The sequence below is a fragment of the Vogesella indigofera genome, assembly GCF_003633895.1.
Lineage (GTDB): Bacteria > Pseudomonadota > Gammaproteobacteria > Burkholderiales > Chromobacteriaceae > Vogesella > Vogesella indigofera.
In genome coordinates, this window is the sequence record NZ_RBID01000017.1 from 263,335 (window position 1) to 282,805 (window position 19,471).

The following is a 19,471-nucleotide window of genomic DNA, read 5'->3' on the forward strand; positions in this document are numbered from 1 at the left end:
ACCGCGCCGGTGTTTACTGGCTACACTCAAAGTCAGGGATCCGGGAGGACGAGCCATGAAGCTGGGGCTGGAAGAAATGCTGCAGCTGCTGCAGGAAGTGGAGCAGGGCGATCCGCTGGATTTTGCCGACCTGCCGATGGATGAAGACCAGTTGCGGCGACTGGTACTGAGTGACCTGCTGCAGCGCGATCAGCAACTGCAGGCCAGCGCCTCGGCGGAGGAATGCCAGCTGATCTACCTGCTGTCCACCGCGCGGCTGGTGCTGGAAAACCTGCTGCTGCACCTGCAGTTGCTGCGGCTGAAGCAGCCGGAAGGCGGCAGCGACGCGCAGTGGCAGGTCTTGCTGCGGCGCTTCCGGCGCGGTGACGACGACGGCGCGGCGTGATACTCGCCGCCCGCTTGCCGCTGAGAGCTGGCGTGACAGCCCCAGCGCCAGCCCACCGTCGTCGCTGAGCGGTATGCCGGGCCGCCGCCGCGGTGGCTGTCGCCGTGCCTTGTCTGATCCTCACCTTTACTCCTGCGTGGCGGCCTGTGGCGGCGGCTGTCACTTGCATCTCGCTCACCACCGCGGCGCGTACCCCTGCCCAATCACCTCGCGCGCTTGCCGCTGCTGCCGTCGCTATGCGGCGCCATGATCTTCCGCATCGTGTTCTCGTTGCCGGCCGGTGGCGGTTGTGGGTTTTTCGCCGGCGGCCTTCTATAACGGTGAGGTGACGTTTCCGGCCGCGTTGTCGCCGGAAAGGTCGACCTGGCGCGCGGCAACCGGCCGCGCCGTTGCAATAAAACCGGCCGCCGCACCGGCGCGCCACCGCAGTGCGCGGGTGGCGGTGCTGGCCGTGGCGTGGCCGGGTACTGGGCGTGGTGAGCGGCGGCCGTTGCGGTCTGGCTGCGATCCGGCGCGAAGGTGGATGCCATGCATCGTTCGATCCTGCTTTGCTGTCTGGCCTTGCTGTTTCCGTGCTTCGCCACTGCGGCCAAGCTTGCGCCGACCGCGGCGGCACCGCTGCTGGCGCCGCCGGCGGTACTGGCGGACCGCGACGGCAACGGTCTCGGCGACAGCCTGCAGCAGCAGCTGGCCACGGCGGCGCCGGACGCGCGCTTCGACGTGGTGGTCACCTTCCGGCAGCCGGCACAGGCGGCCGCCGCACGCCAGACGCTGGGCAACTTCGTGCCGCGTCATGAATTCAAGCTGATCCCCGGTTTTGCCGGCCGCCTCAGCGCGGCGCAGATCCGCGGGCTGTTGCACGCGCCGGGCCTGCTGCGCATCGAGGAAGACGCCACGGTGCGCACCCAGCTCGACGCCGCGCGCGCCGACTTCGGCATCGAGGCCGCGCGTGGCTTGGCGGCCAGCGGCCTGAGCGGGCGCAATGTCGGCATCTGTATCGTCGATACCGGCGTCGATCCGCTGCACGAGCAGCTGGACAACGGCAAGGTGGCGGCCTTCATCGACTATGTCGCCGGCCGCAGCGTGCCCTACGACGATAACGGCCACGGTACCCATGTCGCCGCCATCGCCGCCGGCGATGGTAGCGGCGGCGCCTCGGCTGCCGCGTTGCAGGGCGTGGCCAGCGGTGCCGCGCTGTACGCCGCCAAGGTGCTCGACGCGCAGGGCAGCGGGGCGGAAAGCAATGTGGTCGCCGGCATCCAGTGGTGTGCCGCCCAGGCCGGGGTGCACGTCATTTCCATGAGCCTGGCCGCGTTGCCGCCGGCCGACGGCAAGGACGCGATGAGCCAGGCGGTGGATGCCGCGGTGGCGGCGGGCAAGGTATTGGTGGTGGCCGCCGGCAATGACGGCGACGAGCCCGGCACCGTCGGCTCGCCCGGCGCGGCGGTGGGGGCGATCACCGTCGGCGCCTGTGCCGAGTGGTCGGCAGTGCCGGCTGCGGCCAACCATTCCGACGGTGTGTACCTGACGGCGTTTTCCAGTCGCGGGCCGATCACGGTGAACGCCAGCACCAGCTATATCAAGCCCGATGTCTGCGCCCCGGGGCACCGCATTGCCGCGGCCAAGTCCGGCAGCACCGGCGACTACGTGGTTTATAGCGGCACCTCGATGGCGACGCCGTTTGTTGCCGGCACCGTGGCACTGGCGTTGGAGGCCAATCCGGCACTGAAGGGCAATCCGGCGCAGGTGCGCAGCCTGCTGGAGGGCAGCGCGCAGGATCGCGGCGCCAGCGGCAAGGACAATGAGTGGGGCGCCGGTCTGCTCGACGGCTACGCCTTTGTCGCCCGCGCACAGAATGCCGCCGCCAGCGTCCGCACCGCGATGCCCACCGCCGTGCATCTGGATGCCAGTGTCGGCAGCAACCAGCTGTGGAGCCACAGCTTCAGCCTCGCCGACGGCGACCTGGGCCAGCCGCTGGCGGCCACGGTGACCATCGTCGGCCAGCCGCTGTGTGTGCTGCAGTTTGGCGGCTCCTGCTTTGCCTACCAGTGGGATCCGGATCTCGATGCCCGGTTGCTGGCGCCGGATGGCACGCAGCTGTCGGCCAGCGGCTGCATGGGCGAGGGCATGGACTGCGCCGCGCCGCGTACGCCGCTGGTGGCGCTCGGCCGCCAGGAAACGCTGCATGCGATGCCGACCGTGGCTGGCACTTACCGTATCGAGGTATGGGGCGCCCAGGACAGTGTCAATAACGGCAGGGGCGGCAGCTTCGCGCTCGACCTGTCGCGCGGCCCGCTGGCCGCCGCGGTGGTCAGCCCCGACTTTGCGCTGAGCACCACCCCGGCCAGCCGCAGCGTGGTCAGCGGCGGCGGCACCAGCTACACCACCACCGTCACCGCCACGGGCGGTTTCGGCAGCAGTGTCGATCTCGGCGTCAGCGGCTTGCCGCTTGGTGCCAGCGGCAGCTTCAGCCCCGATCCGCTTAGCGGTGGTAGCGGTTCTGCCACCCTCAGCGTGACCACCAGCAGCAATACCGTGGCCGGCAGTTACCCGCTGCTGATCAGCGGCATCGGTGGCGGACTGAGCCGCAGCAGCACGGCCACGCTGGTGGTGACGGCGCCCAACGCCGACTTTGCGCTGGTGGTGTCACCAAACAGCCGCACGGTGAAGCGCGGCGGCCGCACCAGTTATACCGCCACCATCAGCCCGCTGAACGGCTTTAGCGGTGCCGTCACGCTCGGCGTCTCCAACCTGCCGTCCGGCGCCACCTTCGGCTTCAGCCCCAATCCGGTGGCCGGCGCCGGCTCGTCCACGCTGACCGTCAAGACCGGCAAGACGACACCGGTCGGCAGCTATCAGCTGCAGGTGACCGGCAGCAGCGGCAGCCTGAGCCACAGCCAGAGCGTGGGTCTGGTCGTGCGCTAGCGGCGGGCAGTGCACTGCCGCAATGCTGCCCACGCTTGCCGTTTCATGAGAAAATCCCCCGCATCACGGGCAGCCCTGCGCTGCCCGCCTTGTTTTGCAGCCGGAACCTTGCCATGCCCCACAATGCTTCACCCCGCGTGCTGTCCATCATCCCGCCGATGACGCAGCTGAACACGCCTTACCCGTCCACCGCCTACATCACCGGCTTTCTGCGCTCGCGCCAGATCGATGCGGTGCAGGAGGACCTGGCGCTGGCGCTGGTGTTGCAGCTGTTCTCGGTGGCCGGCCTGAAGGCGGTGCGCGAGCGCATCGACGCCATCGCGCCGAAAAAGCGCAGTCATCAGGTACGCCATTTCGTCGAGTTTTTCGAACGCTATCTCGCCACAATCGGCCCGGTGATCCGCTTTTTGCAGGGCGGCGATTCCACCGTCAGCCATCGCATCTGCAGCCGCGGCTTTTTGCCTGAGGGCGCGCGTTTTGCCGCGCTGGACAACTATGTCGACCCGGATGATCCGGACGGCGGCGATCCGCTGGCGTGGGCGTTCGGCGCGCTGGGGGCGCAGGACAGGGCGCGGCATCTGGCCACGCTGTACCTGAATGATTTGTCCGACGTGCTGCGCGACGCGGTGGACGAGCGCTTCGAGTTCGTGCGCTACGCCGAATCGCTGGCGATGAGCCAGCCCACCTTCGAACCGCTGGCCGCTGCGCTGGCGGCACCGCCGACGCTGGTGGACGACACGCTGCAGGCGCTGACGATTGCCGCCATCGACAAGCACCAGCCTGACCTCGTGCTGCTGTCGGTGCCGTTCCCCGGCTCGGTGTACGCCGCGTTCCGCATCGCGCAGACCATCAAGCAACGTTGGCCGCATATCAAGACCGCGCTGGGTGGCGGCTTCGTCAACACCGAGCTGCGCGAACTGCGCGAGCCGCGCGTGTTCGACTACTTCGACTTCGTGACGCTGGACGACGGCGAGAAGCCCATCCTCGCGCTGCTGGAGCACCTGCAGGGGCAGCGTGGCGTCAGCCGGCTGGTGCGCACCTTCGTGCGCGACGGCGATCTGGATGGCAATGGAGTAGTGCGCTACGTCAACATGATGGAAGGCGACATCGCCTTCGAGGACGTCGGCGCGCCGACCTGGGACGGGCTGCCGATCGATCGTTACCTGTCGCTCCTGGACATGCTCAACCCGATGCACCGGCTGTGGAGCGACGGCCGCTGGAACAAGCTGACCGTGGCGCACGGCTGCTACTGGAAGAAGTGCAGCTTCTGCGACGTGACGCTGGACTACATCTCGCGCTACGAGACGGCGTCCGCCGCCACGCTGGTCGACCGCATCGAGGCCATCATCGCCGAGACCGGCCAGACCGGTTTCCACTTCGTGGACGAGGCGGCGCCGCCGAAGATGCTGCGCGCGCTGGCCGAGGAGCTGTTGCGCCGCAATGTCAGCATCTCGTGGTGGGGCAATATCCGCTTCGAGAAATCGTTCACCCCCGAGCTGTGCCAGCTGCTGGCCGAATCCGGCTGCATCGCCATCTCCGGCGGGCTGGAGGTGGCCTCCGACCGCCTGCTGAAGCTGATGAAGAAGGGCGTATCGGTCGACCAGGTGGCGCGGGTGACGCAGGGCTTTACCGAGGCCGGCGTGCTGGTGCACGCCTACCTGATGTACGGCTTCCCGACGCAGACGGTGCAGGACACCGTGGACGCGCTGGAGTACGTGCGCCAGCTGTTCGAGAACGGCTGCATCCAGAGCGGCTTCTTCCACCGCTTTGCCTGTACCGTGCACTCGCCGGTGGGGCAGAACCCGGAGGAGTACGGCGTCAAGCTGATCCCGTTGCCGGAGGTGACCTTTGCCAAGAACGACATCGGCTTCATCGACCCGACCGGCACCGATCACGACGCGATGGGCCGTGCGCTGAACAAGGCGCTGTACAACTACATGCACGGCATCGGGCTGGAGGCGGACGTGCGCGAGTGGTTCGACAGCAAGGTGCCGCGCACGCGGGTGTCGCGCCATTTCATCAGCAAGGCGCTGTTCAGCCAGCGCTGACACCGAGCGGAAAACACTGCGGCCAACCTTGTCACCAAGGTTGGCCGCAGTGCTGTTGGGGGCGGCTCTGGCGGGTGCTTGCTCAGCCCTCCAGTGCCTCCATCGCTTCCTGCAGTTCCAGCCACGCCATTTCCATTTCCTCCAGCTGGGCGGAGAGTTCGCCCTGTCGCTTCAGCGCGGCGGCCAGCCGTGCCTTGTTGTGCTCCTGGTAGGCTTCTTCCAGCAGCAGGAAGGCGTCCAGCTCGGCCTTTTCGACGTTAAGCGTGGCCATGTCCTTGTCCAGCTTGTTCTGCTTGGTCTGCAGCGGCTTGCGTTGCGCCGCCAGCTTGTTGCGGGCATCGGCCTCCAGCCGCTTCTGTTCCTTGCGGTTGACGCCGTCGCTGGCGGCGCTGCCCGGCGCCTTGCCGTTGTCGGCCTGCTGCTGCAGCCGCCACTGGCGGTAGTCTTCCAGATCGCCGTCAAACGGCTGCACCTTGCCGCCGGCCACCAGCCAGAAAGCGTCGGTGGTGGATTCCAGCAGCGAGCGGTCGTGCGACACCACGATCAGCGCGCCGCCGAAGTCCTGCAGCGCCAGCATCAGCGCGTGACGCATGTCGAGGTCGAGGTGGTTGGTCGGTTCGTCTAGCAGCAGCAGGTTGGGCTTCTGCCACACCAGCAGTGCCAGCGCCAGGCGCGCCTTTTCGCCGCCGGACATCGGCCCGACCAGCGCGTTGACGGTGTCGCCGCGGAAGTTGAAGCCGCCAAGGAAGCTGCGCAACTCCAGCTCGCGCGCCTGCGGCGCCAGCTTCTGCATGTGCCACAGCGGCGATTCGTCGGAACGCAAGGTATCGAGCTGGTGCTGGGTGAAGTAGCCGATGCGCAGCATCTTGGCGCCGATCACCTCGCCGGCCAGCGGCTGCAGCTCGCCGGCCAGCAGCTTCACCAGCGTCGACTTGCCGGCGCCGTTGACACCGAGCAGGCCGATGCGGCTACCGGATTCCACCGACAGCGACAGCTGGCGCAGGATGGGGGTGTCGCCGTAGCCGACATCGGCGCGTTCCAGCTTCAGCAGCGGGTTGGGCAGGTTGTCCGGGGTGTCGAAGTGGAAGTCGAACGGCGAATCGACGTGCGCCGGCGCGATGCGTTCCAGTTTCTCCAGCGCCTTGATGCGGCTCTGCGCCTGGCGTGCCTTGCTGGCCTTGGCCTTGAAGCGGGTGATGAACGATTCCAGGTGCGCGACCTGGCGCTGCTGTTTCTCGTAGTTGCCCTGCTGCTGGGCCAGCTTTTCCGCGCGCATCACCTCGAACTGGCTGTAGTTGCCGGTGTAGAGGGTGAGCTTCTGCTGCGACACGTCGACGATGTGCGTCACCACGCTGTCGAGGAAGTCGCGGTCGTGCGAGATCACGATCAGCGTGCCTTCGTAGGCCTTCAGCCAGTCTTCCAGCCACAGCACCGTTTCCAGGTCCAGGTGGTTGGTCGGTTCGTCCAGCAGCAGCAGGTCGGAGCGGCACATCAGCGCCTGCGCCAGGTTCAGGCGCATGCGCCAGCCGCCGGAGAAGGTGGACACCGCGCGGCTCTGGTGTTCGACGGGGAAGCCGAGGCCGGCCAGCAGCTTGCCGGCGCGGGCGGCGGCGGAATAGCCGTCGATGCGGTCCAGCTCGGCGTGCAGGCTGCCGATGGCGTTACCGTCGGCACTGGCTTCGGCGGCGGCCAACCCTTGCTGCAGGCGGCGCAGCTCGGCATCGCCGTCGAGCACGAAATCGAGTGCCGATTGCGGCAGCGCCGGGGTTTCCTGCGCCACGTGCGCCATGGTCCAGTGCGGCGGCAGCAGCACTTCGCCGCTTTCGGCGTGCAGTTCGCCCTTCAGCAGCGCGAAGACGCTGGACTTGCCGGCGCCGTTGGCACCGGTCATGCCGACCTTGTTGCCGGGGTTGATGGTGAGGTTGGCCGCAACAAGCAGTTCTTTCAGGCCACGGCGCAGGGACAGGTTTTTTAGCTGGATCATAGCGATTCGGTAGGGCGGCCGCCGCGTGGCGGCCGGCGGGTAAGGGTCAGGCCTTGGGCAGGGTGGACAGATCCCAGCGCGGCTTCACGGTAAAGCTGCCGGCGGTGCGCGCGTACTGCAGGCGCATGGCGCCGGCGAAGGCGATCATCGCGCCGTTGTCGGTGCACAGCTTCAGCGGCGGGTAGAACACGCCGAAGCGGCGTTTGGCGGCGGCGGCATCCAGCGCCGCGCGCAGCTGCTTGTTGGCACCGACACCGCCGGCGACCACGATGCGCTGCAGGCCGTGCTGTTTCAGCGCCTTCACGCACTTGCTGACCAGCACGTCGACGATGGCCTCCTGGAAGGCGCGGCAGATGTCCTTGCGCGCCTGCTCGTCGATACTGCCGTATTCGGCCTCGACCTGCTTCTTCAGCATCAGCACCGCGGTTTTCAGGCCGGAGAAGCTCATGTCCAGGTTGTCGCTGTGCAGCATCGGGCGCGGCAGGGTGAAGCGTTCCGGGTCGCCTTCTTCCGCCAGTTTCGACAGCAGCGGGCCGCCGGGATAGGGCAGGCCGAGCAGCTTGGCGGTCTTGTCGAAGGCCTCGCCGGCGGCGTCGTCCAGCGTTTCGCCGAGGATCTGGTAATCGCCGACGCCGCGCACGGCCATGATCTGGGTGTGGCCGCCGGAGACCAGCAGCGCGAGGAAGGGGAATGCCGGCCGCGGGTCGGCCAGTAGCGGCGACAGCAGGTGGCCTTCGAGGTGGTGCACGCTGATCACCGGGATGTTCAGTCCCACCGCCAGCGCATTGGCGAAGCTGGCGCCGACCAGCAGTGCGCCGCCGAGGCCGGGGCCTTCGGTGTAGGCGATGGCGTCGATGTCCTGCAGCGTCTTGCCGGCTTCGGCGAGACAGGCACGGGTCAGCGGCGTGACGCGGCGGATGTGGTCGCGGCTGGCCAGCTCCGGCACCACGCCGCCGTATTCGGCGTGCATCGCCATCTGCGAGTGCAGCTGGTCGGCAATCAGGCCGCGTTCGGTGTCGTACAGCGCGACGCCGGTTTCGTCGCAAGACGATTCAATTCCCAATACGAGCATGTGAGTGGCTTCAAAACTAAACAATCTTTCCATTTTACCGGTGATTCTTTGTTCGCCCAAATCGGCAGTGATACGCTTGCGGTCTGAATCCAAGGGGAAGCAAGATGAAAGCAAGACTGAAGTGGGTGGATGGCGTGTGTTTCATGGGCGAAACCGGCAGCGGCCATGCGGTGGTGATGGACGGCGCCCCGGAAGGCGGCGGCCGCAACCTCGGCCCGCGGCCGATGGAACTGCTGCTGCTGGGTACCGCCGGCTGCACCAGCTACGACGTGCTGAACATCCTGAAGAAGTCGCGCCAGGACGTGCGCGACTGCTGGGTGGAGATGGACGCCGAGCGTGCCGACAGCGACCCGAAGGTGTTCACCAAGATTCACTTCCACTTCGTGGTGGTGGGCCGTGAGCTGAAGGCGGACGTGGTGGAGCGCGCCATCAAGCTGTCGGCGGAGAAGTACTGCTCGGCCTCGATCATGCTCGGCAAGACCGCCGACATTACCCACGATTTCGAGATCCGCAGTGACGACTGAGAGCCTGTTCACGATCTGCTGTGGCTTGATCTCAAGGGTGGCGATACCGCGTTGAAAACGGCTTCTCCATGCGGGTTTATATCCAGATCAACGCCGCTTCCTCCGCCGTTTTCGCCTTGTCTCGCTCTAACTCGCGATATCGTGAACACGCTCTAAGCCAAATCTTGCGGCCAACCTTGGCCGCAATCGCCATGCCAAACGCCACCCTTGCCGGTGGCGTTGCCGTTTCCGGCGCGCGGCGGCAAATCTTGCCGCCTTGCCGGCGGCGGATGCGCCATTGGGCGGGAGTTTTCGGCCGTCGTGGCCGGAACTTGAGCGCTGGGCGGCTGTTTTTTGATTGGCACAGTTCATGCTTTAAGGATGCCAACTTAACGGACGACCGATCATGCTCGACAAGATTTCCGACCACCTCAACTTCTTCCAGCAATCGCTTGGCCTGCGTGCCAAGAAGGTGGAAGTGATTGCCAGCAATATCGCCAACGCGGATACGCCAGGCTACAAGGCGGTGGATTTCGATTTCGGCAAGGCACTGCAAGGCCAGCTACGCGCATCGCAAAGCGGCTTGGCGCTGGCGACCAGCAACGAGCGCCACCTGGCAGCCCAGGGCCACGCCAGCGTCGATGACGGCGGCCTGCAGTATCGCAGTGCGGTACAGCCCAGCCTCGACGGCAACACCGTCGATATGGATGTCGAGCGCGCCGCGTTTACTGACAACGCGATGAAATACCAGTCCACGCTGACCTTCCTCAACCGGAGAATCAGCGGGCTGATGGACGCAATCAAGGGTGGGCAATAACCATGTCGCTGTCTAATGTCTTCAATATTGCCGGCTCGGCGCTGACGGCGCAGTCGATGCGCCTGAACCTGGTGGCCAGCAATATCGCCAACGCGGAGAGCGCCACCAGTTCCACCGGCGAGCCGTTCCGCGGCCGTCACGCGGTGTTCACCGCCACGCCGGTGACGGCCGACATGCCGCAGGTAGCCGGTGTGCGGGTGACCTCGATCGTCGAGGACACCTCGCCGTTCCGCCTCAAGTACGAACCGGGCCATCCGCTGGCCGACGAGCGTGGCTACATCAAGATGCCCAACGTCAACCCGGTGGAAGAAATGGCCGACATGATTTCCGCTTCGCGCTCCTACCAGACCAGTGTCGAAGTAATGAATACCGCAAAGACCCTGCTGCAAAAAACCTTGCAGCTTGGCCAGTAACCGTTAGAGGTCTCGCATGGCAACCGTAAACAGCGCCACCGCCACCGGCATCGACTATGAGTCGTTCAACGTCGCCAGCAACAAGGCGGCCAGTAACGCCGAAGACATCCAGAACCGCTTCCTGAAGCTGCTGACCACGCAGCTGAAAACCCAGGATCCGTCGAACCCGATGGACAACGCGCAAATGACCAGCCAGATGGCGCAGATCAGCACCGTCAGCGGCCTGGAAAGCGTCAACGCCTCGATCAAGGCGCTGTCGGACAACCAGTCCGCCAGCCAGTCGCTGCTGGCGACGCTGATGATCGGCCGCTACGCGCTGATCCCCGGCAACGAAGTCAGCCTTAATGGCGGCGCGGCCAAGGCGGTGGTGGATTTCCCGCAGTCGGCCAGCGACGCGGTGGTCACCATCAAGAACGCCGCCGGCGTGGTGGTCAGCGAGATCAAGCTTGGCGCGCAGACAGCCGGCCAGCTGACGGTCGGCTGGGACGGCAAGAACGCGGCCGGTGTGCAGCAGCCGGACGGCCAGTATTCGATCTCGATCAAGGCGGTGAACGGGACTGTGGCGGTGGATGCCAAGATCCTGAATCCGGTCAAGATCAGCAGTGTGGCGATCGACAAGGGCGTTTCTTCATTGGTGCTGGAAAACGGCAAGCGGATGTCGATGAGCGACGTGACGCAACTTATCTAAGACATTCCGGTTAAGCATTCGGGGGATAGAACATGGGTTTCCAGCAAGGTTTGAGTGGTCTGAGCGCAGCGTCCAAGCAGTTGGACGTGATCGGCAACAATATTGCCAACGGCAGCACCATCGGTTTCAAGGGCTCGCGCGTCGAGTTTGGCGATCTGTACGCCCGTTCTCTGGCCTCGGCCTCGACCCAGGCGGGTACCAATACCCAGGCCGGCGTCGGGGTGCAGGTACTGGCGGTGTCGCAGCAGTTCCAGCAGGGCAACATCACCACCACCAACAATCCGCTGGACATGGCGATTTCCGGTAACGGCTTTTACCGGTTGACCAGCGAAAACACCGGCAACGGCGGCATCGAGGCGTTTTCCCGCAACGGCGAGTTCAAGCTGGACAAGGAAGGCTACATCGTCAACAACGGCTACTACCTGAACGGCTACCAGATGGTCAACGGCGTGAAAACCGGTGCCGAACAGCCGCTGCAGGTGTCCACCATCAACAGCGGCATCGCCAAGGCGACCGGTGCTCCCGGCGAGCGCGGCATCGACTGGAGCTTTAACCTGAACGGCGGCGGCGCGGTGATCGACCCGGCGGTCAAACCGTTTGACCCGCTGGACGCGTCCACCTATTCCTATACCAGCGGTGCCAAGTTCTACGACAACTACGGCAACGTGCATACCGTGTCGGTGTACTTTGCCCGCCGCGCCTCGACCACCGACCCGGTGGTGCCGGCCACCGTGCCGCCGTCGACGCTGGACGTGAACAACTGGGACGTGTACCACTCGGTAGACGGCACCCTGGTAGCGGGCGCGCCGACCCAGGTCAAGTTTGACCAGTCCGGTCAGCTGACCGCGTGGTCGGACAACATCATCACCATTGCCGCCGATACCAGTGCCGCCAGTGCCCACCCTGCATTCGATATCGACTTCACCAACAGCACCCAGTACAGCGGCGATTACAGCGTCTCCCGCCAAGTGGCCGGCGGCTATCCGGCCGGCAAGTTCACCGGTATCGGCGCCGACTCCGCCGGTGTGATCTACGCCAACTACACCAACGGCGTGACCGAGCCGATCGGCCAGATCACCTTGTACAACTTCTCCAACATCCAGGGTCTGGTGCCAAATGGCAACAACCGCTGGCTGTATAGCAGCGATGCCGGCGCCCGCAGCATGGCCGACCCCAACTCTGGCGGCATGGGCTACATCAAGCCGTCGGCGCTGGAGGAGTCCAACGTCGATACCACCGCCGAACTGGTGAACATGATCATTGCGCAGCGCTACTACCAGGCCAACGCGCAGACCATCAAGACCCAAGACACCATCATGCAGACCCTGCTCAACCTGCGTTAATGCGGGTTGAGACGCTAAGCGCGGAGAGACGGATTCATGGATAAGGTGCTGTATCTGGCAATGAATGGTGCGAAGCACGTCGCATGGCAACAGGCGACCACTTCCAACAACCTTGCCAACGTCCATACCAACGGCTTCAAGGCCGATCTGGCGTCTTTCCGGGCGCTGCGCGTGATCGGCGACGGTGCGCCGACGCGTACCTACCAGGTCGACAATACCGTCGGTCACGACATGAGCCAGGGTTCGCTGCAGCTGACCGGCAACGAAAGTGATTTCGCGCTGGCAACGCCGGGTTTTTTTGCGGTGCAGGCACCGGGTGGTGGCGAGGCCTACACCCGCGACGGCGGCTACATCGTCGACACCGAAGGCGTGATGCGCACCCGTTCCGGGCTGGCGATCCAGGGTGAGGGTGGCCAGATCGTGGTGCCGCCGGGCTCGCGGATCACCCTCGGCATCGACGGGACGGTATCGGCTTCCGCCAGCGTCGGCGCCGACCGTACCGTGCAGGTGCTGGGTCGCATCAAGCTGGTCAATCCGGGGGAGCGTGCGGTGTACAAGGGCGATGACGGCCTGTTCCGCCAGCACGACGGCCAAGACGCACCGGCTGCGGCCAACGTGCAGCTGAAGAGCGGCTTCCTGGAGGCCAGCAACGTCAATGCGGTCGAGAGCCTGGTGCAGATGATCAGCCACTCCCGCCATTACGATCTCAATATCAAGCTGATGCAGACGGCGGAGCAGAATGCCCGCCAGGCGACAGAATTGCTGTCGATTACCGGCTAAACGAACCGATAATAGGATAACAACATGATTCGTGCCTTGTATGTGGCCAAGACCGGTATGGATGCCAGCCAGTTCAAGCTGGACGTGGTGTCCAACAACCTCGCCAACGTGAATACCAAGGGCTTCAAGCGCTCCAACGCCATTTTTGAAGACCTGTACTACCAGACCCTGCGCCAGCCCGGCGCCCAGCTGTCGAACGGCAACGTGCTGCCGACCGGCCTGCACGCAGGCACCGGTGCCGCTCCGGTGGCCACCGCGCGGGTGCACACCCAGGGCGAGATGATCCGCACCGAGCAGTCGCTGGACATGGCGATCGCCGGCGACGGTTTCTTCCGCATCCAGCAGACCGACGGCACCATCGCCTACACCCGCAACGGCGAGTTCAAGCGCAACAATGAAGGCCTGGTGGTCAATGCCGCCGGCCTGGCGCTGGATCCGGCGATCACCATTCCGGCGACCGCCACCAAGATCACGCTGTCGCCGGAAGGTCTGTTGGAGTATTTCGATGCCGGGGCGACGACCGCTACCGGTTCGTTCCAGATCAACACCGCCACCTTCATCAACCCGCAGGGGCTGGAAAGCATCGGCGGCAACCTGTATCTGGCGACCGGCGCGTCCGGTGACCCGATCGAAGGCCAGCCCGGCCTCGATGGCCGCGGCACCATTTCGCAGGGCTATGTCGAGGGTTCCAACGTCAACGTGACCGAAGAGCTGATCAACATGATCACCGCGCAGCGCGCCTACGAGATCAACTCGCGCGCGATCAAGACCGCCGACGAAATGCTGCAGAAGCTGACCCAGCTCTAAAGTCTAAGGAGTAGCCCATGAAGCGCCTGCTGAATCTTGTGTTGCCGCTGTGTTCGGCGCTGCTCTTGGCCGCCTGCGCGGTACAGACGGCGCCGATCACGCATCAGCCGATGGCGGTGCGGCCGCAGCCGCAGCCGGCGCAGCTGCCAGCCGACGGCTCCATCTTCCAGGCCGCCAGCTACCAGCCGCTGTTCGAGGACAAGGTGCCGGTGCGTGTCGGCGACATCCTCACCGTCACCATCCGCGAAAACAACCGCTCCAGTAGCAAGGAAGAGACCGAGGGCGAGCGCGATTCCTCGATCAACGGCGGCATCAATGCCGGCGTGTCGCTGCCGTTCTTCCCCGGCGCCATCGAGAAGAAACTGGGCGGTGCCAGCCTGAACGGCAGTGGCAGCGCCAGCGAGAGCGGCTCCAGCAGCAATACCAACAGCAGCTCCTTCAATGCCTCCATCACCGTGACCGTGATCGACGTCTACCCGAACGGCAATCTGCTGGTCAGCGGCGAGAAACAGATGAAGATCAACGGCGAGCATGAATTCATCCGCCTGTCCGGGGTGATCAACCCGCGCGACATCAAGCAGGGCAACAACGTCGAATCGACGCGGATGGCCGATGCCCGCATCGAGCAGATCAACCAGGGCCGCAGCCGCGCTTATAATGACACCGGCTGGCTGCAGAAAATCTTCCTGTCACTGCTGCCGTTTTAAGGGATAAGCGATGTCGCGTTTTGTCGTGGTGGTTTGCCTGGCGCTGCTGGCCGGTCCGCTGTTTGCCGCCCAGAAGATCAAGGAGCTGGCCAGCGTGGCCGGGGTGCGCTCCAACCCGCTGATCGGTTACGGCCTGGTGGTCGGCCTCGATGGTAGTGGCGACAAGGCCAGCGCCTCGCCGTTCACCGGCCAGTCGCTGGGCAATATGCTGAACCAGCTCGGGGTGCAGATCCCGCAGGGGATGAAGATCGACCCGAAGAACGTGGCCGCGGTGAGCCTGACCGCGACCCTGCCGCCGTTTGCGCGGCGCGGCCAGGCGCTGGACATCACGGTGTCGTCGATCGGCGATGCCAAGAGCCTGCGTGGCGGCACCTTGCTGCTGTCGCCGCTGAAGGGTATCGACGGCCAGATCTACGCGCTGGCACAGGGTAATGTGGTGGTCGGCGGTGCCGGCGCCGCCGCCGGGGGCAGCAAGACGCAGATCAACCACCTCAGTGTTGGCCGCATTCCGGCGGGGGCGACGGTCGAGCGCGAGTTGCCGGCTTCGCTGGGCATGGGCGACATGGTGGCGCTGCAGTTGCTGGAATCGGATTTCACCACCGCCAACCGCGTGGTACAGGCGATCAATCGCGAGCTGGGCGGCCAGACGGCGCGGGCGCTGGACGGTCGCCAGATCGAGGTGCGGGCGCCGCAGGACAGCAATGCACGGATCCAGTTTCTGTCGCGGCTGGAAAATATTGCCGTCGAGGCGGCAGAAGTTTCCCCCGTGGTGATCATCAATGCCCGTACCGGCTCCATCGTGATGAACAAGGCGGTACGCATCGACCCGTGCGCGATTGCCCACGGCAACCTGTCGGTGACGGTCAACAGCACCTCGACGGTGAGCCAGCCACCACCGCTGAGCGGCGGCCAGACGGCGGTCACCCGCAAGGCCGATGTCAGTGTCAGTGCCGACGGCAGCAAGGTGGTCAACATTCCCGGCGGTGCCTCGCTGTCGGAGGTGGTCGGCGCCCTGAATTCGGTTGGCGCCACGCCGCAGGACCTGATCTCCATCCTGCAGGCGATGAAGGCTTCCGGCTCGCTGAAGGCGGAATTGCAGATCATCTGAGCGGCAAGGTTGGCCGCAAGCCAGTTGCAAGGCGATGTCCCTGACGGGCATCGCCTTTTTTGCTGGCCTGATTCTTGCTGTAAATCCGGCATCTGTGTCTGTTTAGCGTCCCTGCCATGCAAGTTTCCCGCGATGCCAGCAATCAATTAGCGATCGATCCCAATGCGACCGAGCGCCTGTCTTCCCTTGCGCGCAGCAATCCGAAGGAAGCGATCCGGCAGGTCGCCAGCCAGTTCGAGGCCATCCTGCTGAACCAGATGATGGCGTCGATGCGCAGCAACGGTTTTGACGGCGAAGAGGATTCCTCGGAGCTGGGCACCTACCGCGGCATGCTCGACCAGCAGATGGTCAACGCGATGGTGCAGGGCGGCGGTACCGGGCTGGCCGACATGCTGGCCCGTCAGATCGAGGGCGTGGCGCGGATTGACCAGGCCGCGACGCCGGCGGCTAGCAGTGGCATGCTGCCCTTGCCGGCGCTACCCGCCGCGGCGGCGAAAGCCATCCGCAAGTATGCGGAAGCTGCCGGCACCGCCACGGCGGCGCCGGCACCAGTGGCGATTCCGAGCGAGCGGCAGGCATTTGTCAGCACCCTGTTGCCGCATGCCGGCCAGGCGGCCGAGCGCCTCGGCGTGGCGCCGGAATTGCTAGTTGGTCACGCCGCACTGGAAAGCGGCTGGGGCAGTCGCAGCATCCGTCATCCGGATGGCCGCGAGAGCTACAACCTGTTCGGCATCAAGGCCGGCGGCTCGTGGCGCGGCGAATCGGTGGCGACGCTGACCACCGAGTACGTCGACGGCAAGGCGCGCAAGCAGGTGGAATCGTTCCGTTCCTATCCGAGCCTGGAGGCGGCATTCGACGATTACGCCAAGTTGCTGGAAGGCAGTAGCCGCTACCAGCACGCGCTGAACCAAGGCGATAACGCGCAGGGCTTTGCCGTGGCGCTGCAGCAGGGTGGCTACGCCACCGATCCAGCGTATGCGCGCAAACTGGCCGGCGTCGCCCAGTCCCTGCTGGCACGCTAAAGTTCAGCCGCCTAGCTGCCGATAAAGAACAACGGGAGAGTGAATCATGAGTGGTATTTTCAGTATCGGTATCAGTGGTCTCAATGCGGCACGCGCGGCATTGGACGTGACCAGCCACAACATCAGCAACGTCAATACCGATGGCTACAACCGCCAGCGTCTTTCCCAGAGTGCGGCGACGCCACAGTTTGTCGGTTACGGCTATGCCGGCCGTGGTGTCGACCTGTACGCGGTATCGCGGCTGTACGACGGCTTCATGGACGAGCAGCTGCAGAATGTCACCGCGTCCAGCAGCGGCTTCCAGACCCAGGCCTCCGCCCTCTCCGATATCGACAACCTGATTACCGATGGCAATGCCGGCCTCTCCAACCTGATGCAGGGTTTCTACGCCAGCCTGCAAACGCTCAGCCAGCAGCCGACCTCCATCGCCGCGCGGCAGTCGGTGATCAGCCAGGCCGAGTCGCTGTCCGGCCGTTTCCAGTCGATGAATACGCGCATGGAAGAGGTGCGTAACGGCCTGATCAACCAGATCAATACCTCGGTGGAGGGGGTCAACTCCTACGCCAGGCAGATCGCCGCCCTCAACGAGCAGATCATTTCCCTGAACCAGGGTGAGGGCCGCGCGCCCAACGACCTGCTGGACCAGCGCGACACGCTGGTACGCGACCTGAACAAGCTGATCAAGACCGACGTGGTCGAGCAGTCCGACGGCATGTATAGCGTCTACATCGGCCAGGGCCACCCGCTGGTGATCGGCGAGACCAGTTACGAAATGACCATGATGCGTGGCGCACCGGCGCAGCCGGAAGATCCGGAAGCGCCGTCACTGGGCATCAAGCTGCCAGGTACCAATAACACGGTGGTGCTTAATTCGCAGCTGATCGCCGGTGGCAGCATCGCCGGCGCCATGACCACGCTGAATTACGATGTTGCCCGCGTGCAGGCCGACCTCGGCCGTATGGCGGTCGAGTTTTCCGACGCGATGAACCGGCAGCAGGCATTGGGTGTCGACCTGAACGGTCTGCCGGCCAGTACCCCGATGTTTGCCGACTTGACCGCCTTCCGTACTACCGCAGAGAACGCGACCACACCGGCCGGTGAAGCCAAGGCGATGCGTGATGCCTTGCGCCGTTTTGCCGTGGCGGTGCAGGAGCCATCGCAGCTGGCGGTCGCCTCCGGCATCCAGGCCGGTGCCACCACGCCGGTCGACCCGATCGAGGTGCCGGGCGGCAAGCCGTCCATTTCGGCGATCTGGCAGGTATCCAACCTGTCGCCGGCGGCTAACCCGACCCTGCCGGCGGCCCCGGCGCTGGCCTTGAACTATATTCCAGGCAATACCCCACCGTTCGAGGCGGATTTCGGCGGCACCATCGTGCCGGTGACGCAGTCGGCAAGCCAGGCCGGCGTTTACGAATTCACCCTCGCCAGCGGCCAGCACATCGCCTTCAAGTTCGAGGGGCAAGCGGCAACCAACCAGACCATCCCGGTGACGCCGCGCACCGGCGCCGCAGGCGAGTCGGCGCAGCTGGATAACGCCAACCTGCTGGAAATGGCCCGCTTGCAGACGCGGCCACTGATGGCGGCGACGCCCAACTCCACCTCGACCTTCCTGCCCGCGGTCGGCGCCGCGCGCACCGGCAGCCTGCAGTCGTTTTACGGCCAGACCGTCAGCTATGTCGGTAGCCGTACCAATGTGGTACAGGTGAGTTTGACGGCACAGGAAGCGGCGTTGCAGGAAGTAAAATTGAAGAGGGAATCGTTCTCCGGCGTCAATCTCGACGAGGAAGCGGCGAATCTTATACGCTATCAGCAGGCCTACCAGGCATCGAGCAAGGTTATCCAGGTAGCGCAGGAAATTTTCCAGTCACTGCTGGATCTGCGTTGATAGTTTTCAGAGGATAAGGCAATGAGAGTCAGCAGCAATACCCAATACATCATGGGCACCTACAACCTGCAGAGCAAGGGTTCCCAGCTCAATCGCCTCAACGAGCAGCTGTCGACCCTGAAACGCATCAACCGGGCATCGGATGACCCGGTGGCGGCGGCCACGCTGGTCGATATCAACCAGTCCAAGTCGATGAATACGCAGCAATCCAGCAATGCCAAGGCGGCCGCCTCGCAGCTGGCAATTACCGATACCATCCTCGGCAACGTCTCCAACACCATCATCTCGATCAAGACCCTGGCGGTGCAGGCGGGCAACACTGTGCTGACCAACGAAGACCGGCAGGCGATCCAGAACGAGATGCGCGAGAAGGTAAAAGAGCTGGTTTCGCTCGCCAACAGCACCGACGGCGCGTCCAACTATATCTTCGGCGGCACCGACAAGAGCAAGCCGCCGTTTACCATGGCGGTGCAGGCGACCCCGCCGCAGCTGAATATCAACTACCAGGGCAATGACCAGCGCCAGTACATGGCGATCTCGTCCAGCCGCGAGATCGCGGTGACCGAGCCCGGTTCGGTGGTGTTTGGTCGTACCTCAACTCCGGCCGGACCCGCCCCGGCAGGGCCGACCGCAGCCGGCAACGAGCTGTGGCAGTCGCTATCGGTGTTCGACGAGGCGCTGTCGGCCGGCTCGGTGGATCCCAACTACGCCACCAATATTGCGACGGCCATCCAGGGGCTGGATGACGGCCTGTCGCAGGTGCTGGCCAGCCGGGCCTCGCTGGGTTCGCGCATGCAGGAGACCGATTCGCTGATCGAGATGGGTGATGCCCTGAGCGTGCAATACGCGTCGCAGATCAGCAATCTGGAAGACCTGGATCTGGCCAAGGCGGTGTCCGACTTCGAGATGGCCAGGACCGCGCTGGAAGTCACGCAGAAAACCTTTTCCCAGGTGAAGAGCCTGTCCCTGTTCAACTACCTCTGA

At 64.8% G+C, this 19,471-nt stretch carries 17 protein-coding genes; 15 read left to right on the forward strand and 2 right to left on the reverse strand.

Annotated elements, in window-relative coordinates:
• Window positions 1–55: 55 nt before the first annotated feature.
• The 3 genes from C8E02_RS14465 to C8E02_RS14475 all read left to right on the forward strand — a co-directional run bounded on the left by C8E02_RS14465 (window position 56) and on the right by C8E02_RS14475 (window position 5,358).
• Complete coding sequence (locus C8E02_RS14465; protein ID WP_120811838.1) at window positions 56–385, forward strand: hypothetical protein; 330 nt, start codon at window positions 56–58, stop codon at window positions 383–385.
• 528 nt (window positions 386–913) lie between these two features.
• Complete coding sequence (locus C8E02_RS14470; RefSeq protein WP_120811841.1) at window positions 914–3,310, forward strand: S8 family serine peptidase; 2,397 nt, start codon at window positions 914–916, stop codon at window positions 3,308–3,310.
• A gap of 113 nt (window positions 3,311–3,423) precedes the next feature.
• Window positions 3,424–5,358: a B12-binding domain-containing radical SAM protein gene (locus C8E02_RS14475; protein ID WP_120811843.1), complete on the forward strand. Its 1,935-nt coding sequence runs from the start codon at window positions 3,424–3,426 to the stop codon at window positions 5,356–5,358.
• An 82-nt stretch (window positions 5,359–5,440) separates the two neighbouring features.
• Here C8E02_RS14475 and C8E02_RS14480 read toward each other — a convergent pair whose 3' ends face one another.
• Both C8E02_RS14480 and tsaD read right to left on the reverse strand, forming a co-directional pair.
• Window positions 5,441–7,342: an ATP-binding cassette domain-containing protein gene (locus C8E02_RS14480; RefSeq protein ID WP_120811846.1), complete on the reverse strand. Its 1,902-nt coding sequence runs from the start codon at window positions 7,340–7,342 to the stop codon at window positions 5,441–5,443.
• 46 nt (window positions 7,343–7,388) lie between these two features.
• On the reverse strand, window positions 7,389–8,414 hold the full coding sequence (gene tsaD, locus C8E02_RS14485; RefSeq protein WP_120811849.1) for a tRNA (adenosine(37)-N6)-threonylcarbamoyltransferase complex transferase subunit TsaD: 1,026 nt from the start codon (window positions 8,412–8,414) through the stop codon (window positions 7,389–7,391).
• A 104-nt stretch (window positions 8,415–8,518) separates the two neighbouring features.
• Here tsaD and C8E02_RS14490 point away from each other — a divergent pair, with 104 nt between their 5' ends.
• The 12 genes from C8E02_RS14490 (at window position 8,519) to flgL (ending at window position 19,471) form a co-directional block, all read left to right on the forward strand.
• Window positions 8,519–8,938 (forward strand): OsmC family protein, encoded by a 420-nt coding sequence (locus tag C8E02_RS14490; protein ID WP_120811852.1) that lies wholly within the window; start codon window positions 8,519–8,521, stop codon window positions 8,936–8,938.
• A gap of 385 nt (window positions 8,939–9,323) precedes the next feature.
• Window positions 9,324–9,734 (forward strand): flagellar basal body rod protein FlgB, encoded by a 411-nt coding sequence (gene flgB, locus C8E02_RS14495; protein ID WP_047967020.1) that lies wholly within the window; start codon window positions 9,324–9,326, stop codon window positions 9,732–9,734.
• 2 nt (window positions 9,735–9,736) lie between these two features.
• Window positions 9,737–10,147 carry a flagellar basal body rod protein FlgC gene (gene flgC / locus C8E02_RS14500; protein WP_047967019.1) on the forward strand — a complete coding sequence of 137 codons (411 nt, stop codon included), beginning with the start codon at window positions 9,737–9,739 and terminating at the stop codon, window positions 10,145–10,147.
• A 16-nt stretch (window positions 10,148–10,163) separates the two neighbouring features.
• Window positions 10,164–10,835, forward strand: coding sequence for a flagellar hook assembly protein FlgD (locus tag C8E02_RS14505; protein ID WP_047967018.1), 672 nt, complete (start codon window positions 10,164–10,166; stop codon window positions 10,833–10,835).
• A gap of 32 nt (window positions 10,836–10,867) precedes the next feature.
• Window positions 10,868–12,178, forward strand: a complete 1,311-nt coding sequence (flgE, locus tag C8E02_RS14510; RefSeq protein ID WP_047967017.1) for a flagellar hook protein FlgE — start codon at window positions 10,868–10,870, stop codon at window positions 12,176–12,178.
• A 36-nt stretch (window positions 12,179–12,214) separates the two neighbouring features.
• A complete protein-coding gene (locus tag C8E02_RS14515) occupies window positions 12,215–12,958 on the forward strand; it encodes a flagellar basal body rod protein FlgF (RefSeq protein ID WP_120811854.1) in 744 nt (247 codons plus the stop codon).
• 24 nt (window positions 12,959–12,982) lie between these two features.
• Complete coding sequence (flgG, locus tag C8E02_RS14520) at window positions 12,983–13,765, forward strand: flagellar basal-body rod protein FlgG (protein ID WP_047967015.1); 783 nt, start codon at window positions 12,983–12,985, stop codon at window positions 13,763–13,765.
• 17 nt (window positions 13,766–13,782) lie between these two features.
• Window positions 13,783–14,472: a flagellar basal body L-ring protein FlgH gene (locus C8E02_RS14525; protein ID WP_047967014.1), complete on the forward strand. Its 690-nt coding sequence runs from the start codon at window positions 13,783–13,785 to the stop codon at window positions 14,470–14,472.
• Window positions 14,473–14,482: 10 nt separating this feature from the next.
• Window positions 14,483–15,580 carry a flagellar basal body P-ring protein FlgI gene (locus C8E02_RS14530; protein ID WP_047967013.1) on the forward strand — a complete coding sequence of 366 codons (1,098 nt, stop codon included), beginning with the start codon at window positions 14,483–14,485 and terminating at the stop codon, window positions 15,578–15,580.
• Window positions 15,581–15,696: 116 nt separating this feature from the next.
• The gene (flgJ, locus tag C8E02_RS14535) at window positions 15,697–16,602 is read left to right on the forward strand and encodes a flagellar assembly peptidoglycan hydrolase FlgJ (RefSeq protein WP_120811857.1); all 906 of its coding nucleotides are present in this window, start codon (window positions 15,697–15,699) and stop codon (window positions 16,600–16,602) included.
• 46 nt (window positions 16,603–16,648) lie between these two features.
• A complete protein-coding gene (gene flgK, locus C8E02_RS14540; RefSeq protein WP_120811859.1) occupies window positions 16,649–18,487 on the forward strand; it encodes a flagellar hook-associated protein FlgK in 1,839 nt (612 codons plus the stop codon).
• 21 nt (window positions 18,488–18,508) lie between these two features.
• A complete protein-coding gene (flgL, locus tag C8E02_RS14545; protein ID WP_120811862.1) occupies window positions 18,509–19,471 on the forward strand; it encodes a flagellar hook-associated protein FlgL in 963 nt (320 codons plus the stop codon).

Coding starts and splice junctions, on each gene's coding strand:
- flgC (WP_047967019.1), top strand. CDS start 9,737: ATGTCGCTGTCTAATGTCTTCAATATTGCCGGCTCGGCGCTGACGGCG.
- C8E02_RS14515 (WP_120811854.1), top strand. CDS start 12,215: ATGGATAAGGTGCTGTATCTGGCAATGAATGGTGCGAAGCACGTCGCA.
- C8E02_RS14505 (WP_047967018.1), top strand. CDS start 10,164: ATGGCAACCGTAAACAGCGCCACCGCCACCGGCATCGACTATGAGTCG.
- C8E02_RS14480 (WP_120811846.1), bottom strand. CDS start 7,342: ATGATCCAGCTAAAAAACCTGTCCCTGCGCCGTGGCCTGAAAGAACTG.
- tsaD (WP_120811849.1), bottom strand. CDS start 8,414: ATGCTCGTATTGGGAATTGAATCGTCTTGCGACGAAACCGGCGTCGCG.
- C8E02_RS14465 (WP_120811838.1), top strand. CDS start 56: ATGAAGCTGGGGCTGGAAGAAATGCTGCAGCTGCTGCAGGAAGTGGAG.
- flgK (WP_120811859.1), top strand. CDS start 16,649: ATGAGTGGTATTTTCAGTATCGGTATCAGTGGTCTCAATGCGGCACGC.
- flgJ (WP_120811857.1), top strand. CDS start 15,697: ATGCAAGTTTCCCGCGATGCCAGCAATCAATTAGCGATCGATCCCAAT.
- flgG (WP_047967015.1), top strand. CDS start 12,983: ATGATTCGTGCCTTGTATGTGGCCAAGACCGGTATGGATGCCAGCCAG.
- flgE (WP_047967017.1), top strand. CDS start 10,868: ATGGGTTTCCAGCAAGGTTTGAGTGGTCTGAGCGCAGCGTCCAAGCAG.
- C8E02_RS14490 (WP_120811852.1), top strand. CDS start 8,519: ATGAAAGCAAGACTGAAGTGGGTGGATGGCGTGTGTTTCATGGGCGAA.
- C8E02_RS14475 (WP_120811843.1), top strand. CDS start 3,424: ATGCCCCACAATGCTTCACCCCGCGTGCTGTCCATCATCCCGCCGATG.
- flgL (WP_120811862.1), top strand. CDS start 18,509: ATGAGAGTCAGCAGCAATACCCAATACATCATGGGCACCTACAACCTG.
- C8E02_RS14530 (WP_047967013.1), top strand. CDS start 14,483: ATGTCGCGTTTTGTCGTGGTGGTTTGCCTGGCGCTGCTGGCCGGTCCG.
- flgB (WP_047967020.1), top strand. CDS start 9,324: ATGCTCGACAAGATTTCCGACCACCTCAACTTCTTCCAGCAATCGCTT.
- C8E02_RS14470 (WP_120811841.1), top strand. CDS start 914: ATGCATCGTTCGATCCTGCTTTGCTGTCTGGCCTTGCTGTTTCCGTGC.
- C8E02_RS14525 (WP_047967014.1), top strand. CDS start 13,783: ATGAAGCGCCTGCTGAATCTTGTGTTGCCGCTGTGTTCGGCGCTGCTC.